15 protein-coding genes are annotated in these 15,688 nt (G+C 40.7%); 10 read left to right on the top strand and 5 right to left on the bottom strand.

Features of this window, described 5'->3' with window-relative positions; translation table 11 throughout:
- The first annotated feature begins 16 nt into the window (after nucleotides 1–16).
- Entirely contained in the window at nucleotides 17–844 is an 828-nt protein-coding gene (locus JOC76_RS01175; RefSeq protein WP_205175409.1) for a carbohydrate ABC transporter permease, read from the top strand.
- Between the two features lie 111 nt (nucleotides 845–955).
- The gene (locus JOC76_RS01170; RefSeq protein WP_205175407.1) at nucleotides 956–2,032 is read left to right on the top strand and encodes a Gfo/Idh/MocA family protein; all 1,077 of its coding nucleotides are present in this window, start codon (nucleotides 956–958) and stop codon (nucleotides 2,030–2,032) included.
- A 326-nt stretch (nucleotides 2,033–2,358) separates the two neighbouring features.
- Here the strand turns inward: JOC76_RS01170 and JOC76_RS01165 are convergent, their stop codons facing one another.
- A complete protein-coding gene (locus tag JOC76_RS01165; protein ID WP_205175405.1) occupies nucleotides 2,359–3,132 on the bottom strand; it encodes an AraC family transcriptional regulator in 774 nt (257 codons plus the stop codon).
- Between the two features lie 125 nt (nucleotides 3,133–3,257).
- On the opposite strand from JOC76_RS01165, the gene JOC76_RS01160 reads away from it, so the two are divergent.
- The 5 genes from JOC76_RS01160 to JOC76_RS01140 all read left to right on the top strand — a co-directional run bounded on the left by JOC76_RS01160 (nucleotide 3,258) and on the right by JOC76_RS01140 (nucleotide 8,892).
- A complete protein-coding gene (locus JOC76_RS01160) occupies nucleotides 3,258–4,028 on the top strand; it encodes a sugar phosphate isomerase/epimerase family protein (RefSeq protein ID WP_205175403.1) in 771 nt (256 codons plus the stop codon).
- A gap of 101 nt (nucleotides 4,029–4,129) precedes the next feature.
- Nucleotides 4,130–4,855: a ThuA domain-containing protein gene (locus JOC76_RS01155; RefSeq protein ID WP_205175401.1), complete on the top strand. Its 726-nt coding sequence runs from the start codon at nucleotides 4,130–4,132 to the stop codon at nucleotides 4,853–4,855.
- Between the two features lies 1 nt (nucleotide 4,856).
- Complete coding sequence (locus JOC76_RS01150; RefSeq protein WP_205175400.1) at nucleotides 4,857–5,885, top strand: Gfo/Idh/MocA family protein; 1,029 nt, start codon at nucleotides 4,857–4,859, stop codon at nucleotides 5,883–5,885.
- 332 nt (nucleotides 5,886–6,217) lie between these two features.
- Complete coding sequence (locus JOC76_RS01145; protein WP_205175398.1) at nucleotides 6,218–7,186, top strand: sugar phosphate isomerase/epimerase family protein; 969 nt, start codon at nucleotides 6,218–6,220, stop codon at nucleotides 7,184–7,186.
- A gap of 35 nt (nucleotides 7,187–7,221) precedes the next feature.
- On the top strand, nucleotides 7,222–8,892 hold the full coding sequence (locus tag JOC76_RS01140; RefSeq protein WP_205175396.1) for a glycoside hydrolase family 13 protein: 1,671 nt from the start codon (nucleotides 7,222–7,224) through the stop codon (nucleotides 8,890–8,892).
- 67 nt (nucleotides 8,893–8,959) lie between these two features.
- Here the strand turns inward: JOC76_RS01140 and JOC76_RS01135 are convergent, their stop codons facing one another.
- Both JOC76_RS01135 and JOC76_RS01130 read right to left on the bottom strand, forming a co-directional pair.
- On the bottom strand, nucleotides 8,960–10,321 hold the full coding sequence (locus JOC76_RS01135; RefSeq protein WP_205175394.1) for an MATE family efflux transporter: 1,362 nt from the start codon (nucleotides 10,319–10,321) through the stop codon (nucleotides 8,960–8,962).
- A gap of 194 nt (nucleotides 10,322–10,515) precedes the next feature.
- Nucleotides 10,516–10,908, bottom strand: a complete 393-nt coding sequence (locus JOC76_RS01130; RefSeq protein ID WP_205175392.1) for a YuzC family spore coat inner layer protein — start codon at nucleotides 10,906–10,908, stop codon at nucleotides 10,516–10,518.
- A 177-nt stretch (nucleotides 10,909–11,085) separates the two neighbouring features.
- Between JOC76_RS01130 and JOC76_RS01125 the strand changes: the two genes are divergently transcribed.
- The 3 genes from JOC76_RS01125 to JOC76_RS01115 all read left to right on the top strand — a co-directional run bounded on the left by JOC76_RS01125 (nucleotide 11,086) and on the right by JOC76_RS01115 (nucleotide 12,853).
- Nucleotides 11,086–11,412: a YnfA family protein gene (locus JOC76_RS01125; RefSeq protein WP_205175716.1), complete on the top strand. Its 327-nt coding sequence runs from the start codon at nucleotides 11,086–11,088 to the stop codon at nucleotides 11,410–11,412.
- A gap of 81 nt (nucleotides 11,413–11,493) precedes the next feature.
- A complete protein-coding gene (locus JOC76_RS01120; protein WP_205175390.1) occupies nucleotides 11,494–12,465 on the top strand; it encodes a bile acid:sodium symporter family protein in 972 nt (323 codons plus the stop codon).
- Between the two features lie 154 nt (nucleotides 12,466–12,619).
- Nucleotides 12,620–12,853 (top strand): hypothetical protein, encoded by a 234-nt coding sequence (locus JOC76_RS01115; RefSeq protein WP_205175388.1) that lies wholly within the window; start codon nucleotides 12,620–12,622, stop codon nucleotides 12,851–12,853.
- A 261-nt stretch (nucleotides 12,854–13,114) separates the two neighbouring features.
- Here the strand turns inward: JOC76_RS01115 and ade are convergent, their stop codons facing one another.
- Nucleotides 13,115–14,857 carry an adenine deaminase gene (gene ade, locus JOC76_RS01110; protein ID WP_205175386.1) on the bottom strand — a complete coding sequence of 581 codons (1,743 nt, stop codon included), beginning with the start codon at nucleotides 14,855–14,857 and terminating at the stop codon, nucleotides 13,115–13,117.
- Nucleotides 14,858–14,881: 24 nt separating this feature from the next.
- A complete protein-coding gene (locus JOC76_RS01105; protein WP_205175715.1) occupies nucleotides 14,882–15,352 on the bottom strand; it encodes a nucleoside deaminase in 471 nt (156 codons plus the stop codon).
- Nucleotides 15,353–15,688: the final 336 nt, after the last annotated feature.

Here is a 15,688-nt window from a genome sequence, read left to right as displayed (position 1 = left end):
AAGGGGGGATTTTAACATGCAGAAAAAAGCAAGTCCATTGTTTTATGTGTTTCTCATCTTGTTTGTCTTTGTTGTCATGTTTCCATTTTTATGGATGCTGATTAGTTCCATAAAACCAGCTACTGAATTGTTTGGGGATAAGGCATTCACACCTTACACCTCACATCCGACATTGGAGAATTATCAATCGGTTTTCTTTGAACATCCGTTTTTACGATATTTATGGAATAGTACAGTGGTTTCAACCATTACAACGGTGTATGCCGTTATCGTTGCGTCGTTTGCTGCATATGCCATTGCGAGACTCCAATTTAAAGGAAAAACATTTATCCTTGGGATTGTTCTATCAGTCTCGATGTTTCCACAAATTGCAACGATTACACCCATTTATATCTTTTTAAAGAATCTTGGACTCACCAACTCCTATTTAGGACTGATTATCCCATATTCAACCTTCACGCTGCCGCTGTCGATTTGGATCTTAGTAACCTTTTTCCGTAAAATACCGCTCGATCTTGAAGAAGCGGCCAAAATAGACGGGGCCACTTTGATGCAAACCTTTTGGAAGGTTATTATGCCGCTTGCATTACCAGGAATATTTACAACCGCTATTCTTGTTTTCATTGCAGCATGGAATGAGTTCTTTTTTGCCCTTACCATCAATACAGACGATAAGTATAAGACGGTACCGATTGGAATTGCTATGTTCCAGGGGCAATTTACCATTCCATGGGGTGAAATTGCAGCCGCAACAGTCGTAGTAAGTGTTCCGCTCGTCATTATGGTTCTCATATTCCAAAGGAGAATTGTATCAGGATTAACTTCTGGTTCTGTAAAAGAATAATAGCAAAATAGTATATGTTTTCATTAGATGGTCTATGTTCTAGCACCTATAAACCATATAAGATTAATTTAGAAATTAAAACGATTCCACGTAAAAAAAGGAGAATCAAAAATGACAAGTCAAAACTATCATTTAGTTATTGTAGGTTATGGTGGTATGGGGAGTTATCATGCAAAACACCTATTAAAAGGAAACCAAAACATAGAGGTAAGTGGAACTTATGACATATCGGAGGATAGAAGAACAGCTTCCATGGCTGATGGATACAAGACCTATGAAAGCTTAGCTGCTGTTTTATCTGATGATGCGGTTGATTTTGTTCTTATTGCCACCCCTAATGATGTACATAAAGATATTGCCATCGCAGCTTTGAACGCCGGAAAGCATGTTATTTGTGAAAAACCCGTTACTATTTATAGTGCTGATTTAGTAGAAATCATGGAAACTGCTAAAATAAATGACCGTGCATTTATAGTGCATCAAAACCGCAGATGGGATGAAGACTTTCTCACGATGAAAAAGATTTATGACGAACAGATTATCGGAGATGTTTTTCATATTGAATCTCGGGTTCAAGGGGCGAATGGGATTCCTGGAGATTGGCGCCACCTGAAAGAGTACGGCGGCGGGATGCTACTAGACTGGGGTGTCCATTTATTAGATCAACTCTTATTTATGATTGATAGCAAGATTACCAGTGTCTATGCTAATTTTAGTTATATTTTAGGAGACGACGTAGATGATGGGTTCCAAGTGTTTATCACATTTGAGAACGGTATCACTTCGTTAGTGGAAGTTGGAACCACTAACTTCATTCAACTGCCGCGTTGGTATACAAAAGGAACAAAAGGTACAGCGGTCATTCATGATTGGGATATTAATGGTAAAATTGTGACTCAAAATTCGGGAGAAGTAGAAGCCCCAAAACCGATTAAAGCAGGGCAGGGCTTAACAAAGACCATGGCTCCTCCATCTGAAAAAGCCGTGAGTACATCTGATTTGCCTAAAGTCGTAAAAACGATGGAAAGCTTTTATGAAAATGTAGTATCAGTGGTTGAAGGAAGTGCTGAACCAATCGTGAAAAACGAGGAAGTTTTACGTGTCCTTCGATTGATGGAAACCATTTTTAAATCTGCTGAAACAAACCAAGTCATTCAAGACTTTGATCTTGTACCAGCAAAAAACTAGATAATAAGAAGAGGAAAGGCTAGAAAAACGGATGTTTTTAGCCTTTTTTACAAGAATGTATAAATTTGGACTTCGAGAATTGTCCAGCTCCAGGCGCCATCGGCTCGAGGTCACAAGCTTATTCAGTTGCGGCTCCTTGGGACTCGAAGTCTAATCCCCCCCTGAAGAAGGCAAAAAGCGCCTTCTTACAGGGTGCATCTTAGCCTAGAGTCCCAGAACAGTCGCTTCCACATTTAGATCAATCCGTCCAAAAGGTTAAAGAACAACCTTTCGGCCGGCTCGTCTTGTGCTTGTCGCCGAAGTCTAAGCGCCTTGCGCTTTTCTTATTATTCCATCCGGCGGTACATTCCAGGGGCAACACCATATTTCTTTTTAAACACTCGGTGAAAATAAGGATAGGTACCAAAACCGCAGTCCTCAGCGATTTGTTCAAGTGTATGGGTCGTGTATTTCATTCGCTCGAGGGCAGCGGCCAAGCGGATTTCCTGAGTGTATTCCATAATAGTTTTCCCGACAGAGCTTTTAAATAGATGAACGGACCTTGAGACACTAAGTCCGGCATGTTTTGCGACATCCTCCACTTTAAACGCGGTTGTAGCATGCTCCTCAATATATCGCATCATCCGTGTAACTGGATAAGGATAATGGTAGGAGGGGACGGTTTCACTGACAGCTCGTTCCAGGGTTAAACAAAGTGCCCGGAATAAATACTCGGTGAGCTCTTCGTTTTGGTTAGAGTCAGGGCGGCGTTTTTCCATCATGATTTGGCGCCATAGAACCAGCAGCTTTTCATCCAAATCAATGTGAGATATGGGCGGTTTATCTGAGCGGTTCCACCATTCGTCGAGCCACGTTCCCTCACAGCCTATGTGATAGTCTCCGCTGATTTGATCATCTAAGACAAGAAGTTCATAATGATCTCCCGGTTTAATAAGGAGGAGATCACCTTTTTGTAGTTTTATTTTTATTCCTTTTACGACTACCTCACATATTCCTTCTGTTTGCAGACGAAACAGATAGGATGGGTATCCGGCTTTATATTGGGAGTGATAGCCCTTTGTATGATAGGAATAGCCGCAAAAAAGGATATTTGTAGTCATTTTTTTCCTCGCTTTAAAAAATGTAGCAAAATAGTAGATATTTAAATTATATCATCTACGTGTAACTATAGATAAACAAAATAAGCTGTTATCAAATAGTGAGTTTTTGAAATGGAGGAGTAAGGATGAGAAACATACCAGTAGCATTACAAATGTTCACATTACGTGAAGAAAGTGCGAAAGATTTCGCAGGTACTTTAAAAAAGGTGGCAGAGCTTGGTTTTGATGGTGTTGAGCTTGCTGGGTTTAACGGATTAACAGCAATGGAATTAAAAGGTTTATTAGATGAAGTCGGACTTAAGGCTGCAGCCTGTCACGTTCCACTTGAACAATTGGAAAGCAATCTAGCACAGGTGATTGAAGATCAAAAAATATTAGGAAGCAAATATGTGGTAGTACCCTATTTAATGCCAGATCGACGTAGTGAAAATGACTATAAAGCACTTTTTTCGATTTTAAACCAATTAGGTGAGACTTGCCGCCGTGAAGGGATTTCGCTTTGCTACCATAATCACGATTTCGAACTAGAGCGTTTATCTGACAGTCGCATGGTACTTGAAGCCATTTTTGATAAAACAAACCCTGAGATGGTCAAGGCAGAGTTTGATATTTATTGGCTGACTAAAGCGGGCCAAAAGCCGGCAGAGTGGATAGAAAAATATAAGAATCGAACACCGCTTATCCATTTGAAAGATATGACCACAGATGAAGAACAATTTTTTGCGGAACTTGGTACAGGGGGTGTCGACCTTGAAGCAGTGCTTCAAATGGGAGAAGAAACGAATATTCAGTGGTGGATTGTTGAGCAAGATGTAAGCAGGCGTACCCCATTTGAAAGTATCGAAATGAGTATGAATTATTTAAAAACAAAGCATCCTCATCTGATAAGTAAATAAGATTGTTCAATATTTTGCACCCTGTTTGTCAATGTAAGCAGTTTCAATTATTCTAGCATTCTTTAAAATTAAAAGTGGACATTGAAAAGGAGTGACCAATCATGTTGAAAATAACGGTATGGAACGAAAACCGTCATGAACAAAAAGATCCAGTCGTAAGAGATAATTATCCTAAAGGGATCCATGGAGCAATCGCTGGCTTCCTCGAGTCTGAAGGTTTTGATACAAAAACAGCTACTCTTGATGAGCCGGAACATGGTTTGACAGATGAAGTTCTAAATAACACCGATGTATTAGTATGGTGGGGACATCTTGCACATAGTGAAGTAAAAGATGGAATTGTCGAGAAGGTTAGACAGCGTGTTCTTAATGGGATGGGGCTAATTGTTCTTCACTCCGGTCATTTTTCAAAGATCTTTAAGACCTTAATGGGAACAAGCTGTGATTTAAAATGGAGGGAAGCCGGTGAAAAGGAACGCCTTTGGGTGGTGAGTCCAAGTCATCCTATTACCGAAGGAATCCCTGAATATATTGAATTAGAACATGAAGAAATGTATGGGGAGCATTTTGATATCCCGCAGCCTGATGAACTGATTTTTACCAGTTGGTTTGAAGGTGGAGAAGTCTTCCGCAGCGGTTGTACCTACAAGCGCGGAAACGGAAAAGTATTTTACTTTAGACCCGGTCATGAAACATATCCGACTTATCATAATAAACAAATTCAGCAAGTGATCATTAATGCGGTGAAATGGGCAGCGCCCGTTAAACGCGAGCGGCCAGTTTACGGAAATGCTAAACCACTCGAAGAAATTAAGGGAGGAAACTAAGATGAAAAAGTTAAGAATTGGTGTTATCGGTTGCGGAAGTATCGCTCAGCATCGCCATTTGCCAGAATATCAAGTCAATCCCAATGTGGAACTTGTGGCTGTTTGCGATATCAATCAAGAACGGGCAATGGAAGTAGCGGAAAAATATGGAGTTATTTCCTATACAGACTATAACGAGCTTTTGAAAAGTGGCGAGGTGGAGGCAGTGAGTGTTTGTACACCAAACTACCTTCACGCGCCTATCTCGATTGCTGCCTTAGAGGCTGGGCTCCATGTGCTATGCGAAAAACCAATGGCAACTTCTAAAGAAGAAGCAGAGGCCATGATTGCTGCTGCAGAAAAAAACGGAAAAAAATTAATGATTGGTCATAATCAGCGCTTTGTACCTTCCCACCAGAAAGCCCGTCAATTGATCCAAAGTGGAGAAATCGGCAAGATTTATAGCTTCCGCACAGCTTTTGGCCATGGTGGTCCGGAAAACTGGAGTGTCGAAGGAAAAGAGGGCTGGTTCTTTCAAAAGGAAAAAGCATTCGTCGGGGCCATGGGAGACTTAGGTGTCCACAAAGCGGATTTAATTCGATATGTACTTGGTGAAGAAATTACGGAAGTTGGTTCATTTGTTGAAACAAATGCAAAGGATTTTGCCGATGTGGACGACAATGCCGTTTGCGTACTGAAAACAGAAAGCGGCATCATCGGTACACTTGCGGCAAGCTGGGCCTATGTGAGCAAAGAAGATAATTCAACGATTATTTATGGGGAGAAAGCGATCCTTCGCCTAGAAGATGATCCGATTAATTCTCTTGTTGTTCAATATAGCACTGGTGAAGTCGTTAAATATGAGCTAGGAAAAATCCAATCGAATGATGCTGGAGGTCAGAGCAATTCCCACGTCATCGAGAAGTTTGTTAATGCCGTTCTACAAGATCAAGAGCCTGCTGTAACGGGTGAAGAAGGAATGAAGTCCTTAGAGGTGATTCTCGCCGCTCTTAAATCAAACGAAACAAAGCAAATTGTTCAAGTAAGATAGATTTTTAAAATGCGATTGTTGATTTTGTAACGATGTTGATTGGAGCGGAAGGCGCTCGACTCCTCGAAAATGCTATCGCATTTTCTTCGTGCGCGGGCGGATTCGAGGAAGAATTCCAATGTCCTGCGGGAGTACGGGGCAGGGGAGACCCCGCAGGCGCAAAAGCGCCGAGGAGGCTCGCGCCGGCACGCCCGCGGCTTTGCTGAGCGCCTGGAGCGGAAATCAACATCTATGTTAACAAAAGCATAAAAATAGAGTTGGCAGCAGTTCGCGGTCAACTCTGTCCTTTTTATATTAAAATCACAACTATTAAAAAGTGAGGAGATATTCATATGAAACTAGGCGTCTTTACTGTATTATTTGCGGAAAAATCCTTCGAGGAAATGTTAGATACTGTCCAAAAAGCAGGTTTACATGCAGTTGAAATCGGCACCGGCTGCTATCCTGGGAACAGTCACTGTGATTTAGATTTATTATTGGAAAATGAAGAGGCAAGACGGGCATATATTCAAAAAGTGGAAGAACGCGGTTTAATCATCAGTGCGTTCAGCTGCCATGGAAATCCCATTTCCCCAGAAAAAGAATTTGCTGAAAACTCACGTTTAACACTTTTAAAAACCATTAAATTGGCATCGTTACTGAATGTTCCCGTTGTAAACTGTTTTTCAGGTACAGCAGGTGACCACGAAGGAGCCAAGTATCCAAACTGGCCTGTTACTCCATGGCCAAATGAATACGGTGATGTTCTGAAGTGGCAATGGGAAGAAAAGCTGATTCCTTATTGGAAAGAAGTTGGCCAATATGCAAAAGAAAACAATGTGAAAATTGGACTTGAACTTCATGGGGGCTTTTTAGTTCATACACCTTATACATTATTAAAATTGCGCCAAGAAACATGTGATGCAATTGGAGCTAATTTAGATCCGAGCCACTTATGGTGGCAGGGAATTGACCCAGTAGCAGCGATAAAAATTTTAGCAAAAGAAAATGCGATCCATCATTTCCATGCAAAGGACACTTACATTGATCAAGAAAATGTGAATATGTATGGGTTAACAGATATGCAGCCATATGGAGAGGTGCAGTCACGGGCATGGACCTTCCGTTCGGTAGGCTGTGGACATAGCTTAAAAGAATGGTCTGACATGATGAGCGCCCTTCGCACATATGGATATGATTATGTAGTTAGTATTGAGCATGAAGATCCAATTATGTCCATTGATGAAGGATTCGCAAGAGCTGTGACCAATTTAAAATCTGTCTTAATTGAACAGCCTGTTTCTCAAATGTGGTGGGTATAACCCTCAGGAAAAACATCAAGTATTAGAGGTGCCATATGAATAAAAAGTGGTGGAAAGAAAGTGTTGCCTACCAGGTCTACCCAAGAAGCTTTAAGGATAGCAACGGCGATGGAATCGGTGATTTAAAAGGTGTTACTTCCAAGTTGGATTACTTAAAAGAGCTTGGAATTGATGTTATTTGGTTATCGCCAATGTTCAAATCTCCCAATGATGATAATGGCTATGATATTTCCGATTATCAAGATATTATGGACGAATTTGGGACAATGGCTGATTTTGATGAACTCCTTGAGGGGGTTCATCAGCGTGGAATGAAATTAATCTTAGACTTGGTTATTAATCATACAAGTGACGAGCATCCTTGGTTTATTGAATCACGTTCATCTAAGGATCATCCAAAACGTGATTGGTATATCTGGAGAGATGGTAAGGATGGAAAAGAACCAAACAATTGGGAGTCGATTTTCAGCGGTCCGGCTTGGAAGTATGATGAGGAAACGGATCAATATTTTATGCATATCTTTTCCACTCGTCAGCCAGATTTAAATTGGGAAAACCCTGAAGTCAGAAATGCTTTATATGATATGGTCAATTGGTGGCTGGATAAAGGGATTGACGGTTTCCGTGTAGATGCCATTTCCCATATTAAAAAAGAACCGGGATTCCCTGATATGCCAAATCCTAAAAATTTGGATTATGTATCTTGCTTTCCAAAGATGATGAATGTGGAAGGAATTGATGAATTTCTTACAGAATTCTCGCAAAAAACCATCAAAAACTACAACATCATGACTGTTGGTGAAGCAAACGGTGTAGGGCTTGATGATGCTGATAAATGGGTCGGGGAAGAAAACGGCTATTTCAATATGATTTTTCAATTTGAATTCTTAAGTCTTTGGGATAAAGATGGCGATGGACGTGTGGATGTACGTGCATTAAAGAGAAATTTAACAAAATGGCAAAAGGGCTTAGAAGGCAGAGGTTGGAATGCCTTATTCATCGAAAATCATGACCAGCCGCGCCGCGTTTCAAGCTGGGGAAATGACCAAAAACTTTGGAAAGAAAGTGCCAAAATGCTGGGGGCCTTATACTTCCTCATGCAGGGTACACCATTTATTTATCAAGGCCAGGAAATTGGGATGACTAATGTTCAATTCCCATCTATTGAAGATTACAATGATGTTGGAATGGTTAACTATTATAGGGTGGAAACCGAAAAGGGACGCTCACATGATGAAATAATGCCGATTATTTGGAAACAGTGCCGTGACAATGCCCGGACTCCAATGCAATGGGATGCATCTCATATGGGAGGATTTACGACTGCTAATCAAACATGGTTAGGGGTAAATCCAAACTATAAAGAGATTAATGTTGAGTCTCAAATAAATGATCCTGACTCCATTCTATCTTTTTATAAAAAGTTGATTCAGTTACGGAAAGATAACCCACTGTTTGTATATGGAACCTATGAGTTGCTATTACCGAATCACAAGCACTTATTTGTTTACACTCGTCGTCTTGGGGGACGTAAAGCGATCGTGATTAACAATTTTAGTGAAAAATCAACTAGAATGAAAGTTCCTGCCAATGTCTTGTATTCTTTCTCTGAATTGGTTTTGCATAATTATGATACTGCCGATAAGAAATTAAGAAGAGAAAGTACCTTAAAGCCATATGAAACAAGGGTCTATTTCTTGAAATAAAAATGGAGAGCTAAATCAAAAAGACGATTCAAATTCGAATCGTCTTTTTACATGCGGCCATTACTATTTATATGGTAACTTCAGCCTTTGCCAACTTGCGGCGCTCCCATGGTTTCATTAACCACCGCTTTAAAGCGAAACATCCCCGCAGCCATTCGTCCGTACCTGAGGCAAGCCAAACACCTACTAATCCTAGACCGTAATGCACTCCAAGCAGGTAGCTCAGTGAGACCGCAATCCCCCACATAGACAAGATGCCGATTACTACTGGGAAACGAACATCGCCAGCTGATTTAAGTGAACTCATCAAAACAATATTCATGGCTCTTCCTGGTTCCACAAAGACAATGGCCCATAAGACAGGTAGACCGATCGCAATGATTTCTGGGTTCTTAGTAAAAGTTTCTAATATAGGAGAACCAATCAATGCAATGACCAAGGCTGTTAGTGTTGAGGCAGCCATGGCAATTTTTAAGGTGCGAATACCGCGCTTTAATGCACGGTCAAACTGCTTGCCTCCAATGTATCGGGCAACTAACAACTGTGTTCCTTGGGCAATGGCCACAGTAAACAGGAAACAAATATAGTTGATATTTAACACATAAACACGTGCTGTAAGGGAAGCAGTGCCCATTGATACAACGATACTGGTAATAATCAACTGAGAGAATTGATAGGAAAGATTCTCCCCTGCTGACGGGATGCCAATACCCAGCAGCCCTTTTATATTTTCCTTTTTAGCACTCCACACATCCTGTATTTCCAGTTTTAAAGCCAGGCGGTTATATACTAGATAAATTAAGGCTAAAACGGCAAAAGCACGTGCAATCACAATGGCCCAGGATACTCCTGTTACACCGGTAATGGGTAAACCAAAAATCCCGGTAATCGCAAGGATATTTCCGCCTATACTGATAAAGTCCATCATCATCGTTACGAGCATCGATTCTTTTGTATACCCATGGCTCCGTAAGACGGCACTAAGGGCAAGAGAAATGGATTCGAAGAAGAGGGAAATGCCGCAAATCCGAAGAAAGGTTAATCCATAGTCAAATACTTTACCATGAATATTGAACAGTTGTAAAAGCTGTTCACCGAAGAAGAAAACGATTGCCGCCACGATGAGACCAAACCAAACGTTCAAGGCAAAAACTGTACGTGCCAACTCTCTAGCATTTTTTAGGCGGCCAGCACCAAGGTTCTGGCTGATTAAAACAGTCCCCCCAATGGAAGTTACATTAAACACAAGAATAAAGATATTTAATAGCTGATTGGCCACCCCTACTCCTGCTGCGGCTGAATCCGAGTAATGACCTATCATGAAGGTGGCAATAATGCCGATCCCCATATGTAACGAAAGTTCAATAAAAAGTGGCCAAGAAATACTAAACAGTGTTTGTTCTTGGTATTGATTAGATTTATCCTCCAAACCTGTGTCCCCTTTGCTCTATTAACTTATTAAATACAGATTACATTGTACACCCAACTGTCCGATAACAATAGTAGGAATTCACCTGTGGTCTCTTTTACCATATTCTTTGAAGGCTTGTATAAGACATTAAGAAAAAATATAGCCGCGCTAGCTTTTGGAGCGGCAGCTATTTCCTAAAGCTAGTTGGCCTGTTAGTGTCCCCACTGCATCGCAACCGTCAAGGTACAGCAGTGAATCGGCTGCTGCTGAGTAACTTGTGTGGTTAGGGTAAAGTTTACGCCAGTTGGTGTAAAATGAGTTACAACCGGCACTTTTAAACCGATTGTTTTAATTAATTGATCTACTTCGGCATTTTTTCCCTGCTGTGCCGCACTCATAATTTTTCGCGCAAATGAAACATTTCCTAGTCGGTCTAATAAGATACTTCCTTGTTCCATTAACAGGCGAAACGATTTGATAGATCCTTCAAATATCTTTGTATCAACGGAAGGATACGTACGGGAGACTGGATAATTAACGGTATATGTCGGGTATGCTGGAGTGGGAGGACCAACCGGGTAATAATGATAAGGGTTGAAGTACATGTCTTTCTCCTTTCTTTTCAAAAAACAAGGCAATATACCCTATGAAATAAGGAGGAATATGGTTACTTATGGGTTGGATGTGGACCTTGGAAAAGGGGGAGATTGCCCAAGAACAATTAGTTGTAGGATAATGTATAGATTGAAATAGATTATAGATTTTAAAGGTGAGTGGTTCTTATTATACAAGCAATCATATTGTTTATTTTTGCTGGATTAGCTGAAATTGGCGGGGGATACTTGATTTGGCTATGGCTGCGGGAGGACAAGCCATGGTGGTATGGGGTCGTAGGCGGAATGATTTTAGTCATATATGGAGTAATCCCTACTTTTCAACATTTCCCATCGTTTGGAAGAGTTTATGCTGCCTATGGGGGCGTCTTTATTGTACTAGCTGTGTTATGGGGCTGGGGAGTCGATAAAAAGACTCCTGATCTATTCGATTGGATTGGTGCCGTGATATGCCTGCTTGGTGTGACTGTTATTCTTTGGGCTCCAAGGCATTAAAGAAAATTTTTCGATATCCGAAAAATTTTCCCTTCCCGTCTATAAAATTGTGTTATCTTTGTTACGGGAGGAGAGACGTTCATGCTGCAAAGTTTAAATAAACGACTTGTCAAAATTATGCCACTTATTACCCCAGTTGGTGTTGTTTTAGGTGTGCTGCTCAGCACTTATTTAAAAGACTTTTCTTTTTTAATTCCATGGTTCTTTGCCTTTATGACCTTTGAAGGCAGTTTGAGTTCAAGTTTTCGCTCATTGAAGGATGTTATTACGCATCCATTTCCTATTATCTTAGCGTTGTCGATCTTACACATTCTTATGCCGCTTTGGGCATGGGGTGTTGGTCATATTGCCTTTTCAGGAGATGTGTATACAATTACAGGTCTTGTTCTAGGTATGGTCATTCCAACAGGGGTCACGAGCTTTATTTGGGTTTCTATTTATAAAGGGAATATCCCATTGGTCTTATCGATTATTTTAATAGATACATTATTATCTCCAATCATTGTTCCCTTGACTCTTTCCTTGCTTATTGGGCAAAAGGTAGAGATGGATACGTTTAGTATTATGAAAGGAATGCTGGGAATGGTTGTCATCCCATCATTGTTGGGTATGACGTTAAATCAGCTTACAAAAGGGAAGGTTAAACAACAATTTGGTCCCACGCTTGCTCCTTTTTCAAAAATTTGCCTTGGAATTGTTGTGATGTTGAATGGAGCAGTTGTAGCTCCATATTTGAAAAACTTTAATCTGAAGCTGGTTGGTATAATAGTAGTAGTCTTTTTCATTGCGTTAACAGGGTATTTATTTTCCTTCTTCATAGGACGATTAATGAAAAGGGAACAGGGGACCGTCATTACTCTAACGTTTACAGGTGGGATGAGAAATATTAGCGCGGGAGCTGTTTTAGCTGTTTCCTTTTTCCCTGCAGCGGTGGCTGTCCCGGTTGTAGTTGCTATGCTGTTCCAGCAGATACTCGCCTCGTTAAACGGCTATATGGTTGACCGTTATTATAGTAAAAAAGTGGTTAGTAATCAGGAATCGATTGCTTTATAGGATTTTAACTATCATTGGGATTTTAGACAGTCTGAGGAGAGACTAGGTTTAAGCAGGGTAATTGGTCAGGAGAAGGGAAAGTTCAGTCAGAACTGTCCGAATGATCCGTTGAATACAGACAGTCCAAGCCCCCAAATGGAAGGTCTCTGTCCGAATGGACAGGGTATTCGGACAGCTCAAGCCCAAAATCTACGGTCCCAGTCCGAAAGAGCCGGGTATTCGGACAGTTCAAGCCCCAAATGGAAGGTCTCTGTCCGAAAGAGCCGGGTATTCGGACAGTTCAAGCCCCAAATGGAAGGTCTCTGTCCGAAAGAGCAGTCTATTCGGACAGTTCAAGCCCAAAATGGAAGATCCCAGTCCGAAAGAGCCGGGTATTCGGACAGTATAAGCCCAAAATGGAAGATCCCTGTCCGAATGCCCCATAGATTCAAGAAGCTAAGACTAAACCCAACGCCCCCTGTCCAAACCATCCATCCATCCAAACACCCCAAGACTATAGCTGCAAATCTCAATTTGAAAACTCCTCAAGCTCTAACATACATCATCTCCGCCAAACTAAACAAAAAACACACGATACCTTCAAAACTAAAAATGTATCGTGTGTTCTTCTACAAAAAATGAAGATTTAAACATCTCTCTAGTTAACGCGCTATTTGAATACATCATTACTAATATGCTTAAATGCTGAAACCTGAAACAGACCTTGATCCGTGAGCTTTAACTCCGGTATGACTGGCAGGGATAAAAAGGATAGCGTTAAAAATGGATTAAAGTGACCGTGAGCTCCTAACTTAGAAAGAGCCGCATTAATCTCATTTAGTTTCTTATACACTTCCATATAAGGGCGATCAGACATTAACCCGGCGATCGATAGTTCTAAAGAGGCAATAACTTCTCCTTGATTCACTACGACCATCCCACCTTGCATATTTTTTATTGTCTTAGCCGCCACTATCATATCAGAATTGTTCGTTCCCGCAATAATAAGATTATGAGAATCATGGGCAATGGTGGTCGCTAAAGCACCTGATTTCAGACCTAGACCTTTCACAATACCCAAGCCAATGAATCCAGTCATATGATGACGTTCAATAACAGCTAACTTTAATTGATCGTTCCGAACCGACGCTTGAAAAAATCCATCATCCGAGGTTTCAACCTGTTCAATTCTATGGTTCGTTACCAGGCTATTAGGAATAATCTCAATGATATTTGCCTTGCTCCCCTTTAAAGGGATATCAAACTTACTTTCGGTTAAATCTGCAAAATGAACAGATTTCTTAATCGCTTCAGATATAGAGGGAATGTTGTTGTTAACTTCAATGCACAGTAAACCGTCCTTCACGACTGCCAATCCATCCTTATATACCTCTGTTATCTTGATTGTTTCGAGGTTATCCAAAAAGATGAAGTCCGCTTTATACCCAGGGGCAATGGCTCCTTTATCCGTAAGACCAAAACATTCTGCAGCATTTATAGAGGCCATTTGAATAGCAGTTAAAGGAGAGAGCCCTGCAGCGATGGCCAGCCGAACATTGTGATCTATACTACCTTCGTGAACAAGGTCATCAAGGTGCTTATCATCTGTTACAAATAGACACCGGCGGGCATTGCGCTCATTCACGGCCGGAATTAACTGATGCAAGTCTTTCGCTACCGTGCCTTCACGAATCATCAAATACATGCCCCTACGAAGACGCACTTTTGCTTCATCAGCCGTGGTACTCTCATGATCGGTTCGAATACCTGCGGACATATATACATTTAAATCACTCGTCTTTAAACCTGCTGCATGCCCATCTACTTTTTTACCCAAATCTGTTGCGTCAGATATTTTTTTTAGCATATCATGATCCATGTTTACAACAGCGGGGGAATTCATTACTTCTGCTAATCCTAGAACGCGCGGGTGATTATAAAAAGGCTTTAAATCCTCAGCTGTAAGGATCGCACCAGAATGTTCGAAGGCTGTTGCGGGAACGCAGGAAGGAAGCATGAAATAAAAGCCAAAAGGAAGGTTTTCAGTGGAATCAAGCATATATTGAATGCCGGAAACACCTGATACATTTGCAATTTCGTGCGGATCACATATCACGGTCGTAACTCCGTGTAAGAGAAGGACCTTAGCAAATTCCTTGGCTGTTACCGTAGAGGATTCAATATGAACATGACCATCAATGAAAGCAGGAGATATATAACTGCCTTTTGCATCAATAATGTTTTTTCCACAATAGTCTCCAATCCCTGCAATATAACCATCTACAATGGCGATATCTCCTTCTATGATCTCCCCATTAAAAACATCGATAATTTTTCCGTTTTTAATGACAGTATCAGCAGGTTCTTTTCCAGATGCAACAGAGATTCTTCTCGTTATTTGATTTCTCTCCATTATTCAACATCCTCTTTTGTTAGATTAATATTCAACTTTGTTTTGTGACTTCTCCCACGTTCTAAATGGCAGGTCGCCATTGGCAGGGAAAATTTGTTTCATTGGGATTTTACGATACTCCATAGGGAGTGCGAGTTCCTCATATATAAATTGATCATCAAAGCCAATTTTCGCTGCGTCTTCTTTTGTGCAGGCATAATAAACAGCCTTTGGACGAGCCCAATAGATGGCACCAATGCACATGGGGCATGGTTCACAGCTCGTATAGATTTCACAATCATCAAGCTGAAAGGTGTTTAGATGCTGGCAGGCTTCACGAATCGCTTGTACTTCAGCATGGGCGGTCGGATCGTTTGAAGCTGTCACTTCATTACGCCCTCTTCCAATAATCTTTCCTTCTTTTACAACAATGGCACCAAATGGTCCACCATGGCTGTTCATCACATTTGTTAGAGCTACATCTATGGCTTCCTCCATAAATTTATCCACTGACATAATAATCTCTCCAATCTTTTCTAAATTAAACATTTATCTTTTTGAAATGAGGAAAAAGCACTTTTTTCCTTTTAAACTTGAAATATATTATTCAATAACTCACACATCTTTTCTTTATTGATGTAAGGATTTCTTACAGACTTTTTTCGGTTTTTACTATTAAAATCTAGAGGTATTTTCTCATATCCATAAATTTCATGTTAGGTTTTATGACACCAATGTAGAAGCTATCTCCCCATTTGGATATTATTAGTGCAAAGCTGATGAAAGAAAGTTTAACACTTACCATTAAGTACATATTCTCACTATTCCATTCTGAGACCCAAATTAGAGAAA

Source organism: Neobacillus cucumis (assembly GCF_016908975.1).
Taxonomy (GTDB): Bacteria; Bacillota; Bacilli; order Bacillales; family Cytobacillaceae; genus Neobacillus; species Neobacillus cucumis.
This window is presented reverse-complemented; position numbering and strand designations above follow the sequence as displayed.

Excerpts from the sequence above, each read along its gene's own strand:
- JOC76_RS01115 (WP_205175388.1), top strand. The coding sequence starts at position 12,620 with ATGGACAGGGTATTCGGACAGCTCAAGCCCAAAATCTACGGTCCCAGT.
- JOC76_RS01140 (WP_205175396.1), top strand. The coding sequence starts at position 7,222 with ATGAATAAAAAGTGGTGGAAAGAAAGTGTTGCCTACCAGGTCTACCCA.
- JOC76_RS01120 (WP_205175390.1), top strand. The coding sequence starts at position 11,494 with ATGCTGCAAAGTTTAAATAAACGACTTGTCAAAATTATGCCACTTATT.
- JOC76_RS01175 (WP_205175409.1), top strand. The coding sequence starts at position 17 with ATGCAGAAAAAAGCAAGTCCATTGTTTTATGTGTTTCTCATCTTGTTT.
- JOC76_RS01165 (WP_205175405.1), bottom strand. The coding sequence starts at position 3,132 with ATGACTACAAATATCCTTTTTTGCGGCTATTCCTATCATACAAAGGGC.
- JOC76_RS01155 (WP_205175401.1), top strand. The coding sequence starts at position 4,130 with ATGTTGAAAATAACGGTATGGAACGAAAACCGTCATGAACAAAAAGAT.
- JOC76_RS01145 (WP_205175398.1), top strand. The coding sequence starts at position 6,218 with ATGAAACTAGGCGTCTTTACTGTATTATTTGCGGAAAAATCCTTCGAG.
- JOC76_RS01170 (WP_205175407.1), top strand. The coding sequence starts at position 956 with ATGACAAGTCAAAACTATCATTTAGTTATTGTAGGTTATGGTGGTATG.
- ade (WP_205175386.1), bottom strand. The coding sequence starts at position 14,857 with ATGGAGAGAAATCAAATAACGAGAAGAATCTCTGTTGCATCTGGAAAA.
- JOC76_RS01150 (WP_205175400.1), top strand. The coding sequence starts at position 4,857 with ATGAAAAAGTTAAGAATTGGTGTTATCGGTTGCGGAAGTATCGCTCAG.
- JOC76_RS01160 (WP_205175403.1), top strand. The coding sequence starts at position 3,258 with ATGAGAAACATACCAGTAGCATTACAAATGTTCACATTACGTGAAGAA.
- JOC76_RS01105 (WP_205175715.1), bottom strand. The coding sequence starts at position 15,352 with ATGTCAGTGGATAAATTTATGGAGGAAGCCATAGATGTAGCTCTAACA.
- JOC76_RS01130 (WP_205175392.1), bottom strand. The coding sequence starts at position 10,908 with ATGTACTTCAACCCTTATCATTATTACCCGGTTGGTCCTCCCACTCCA.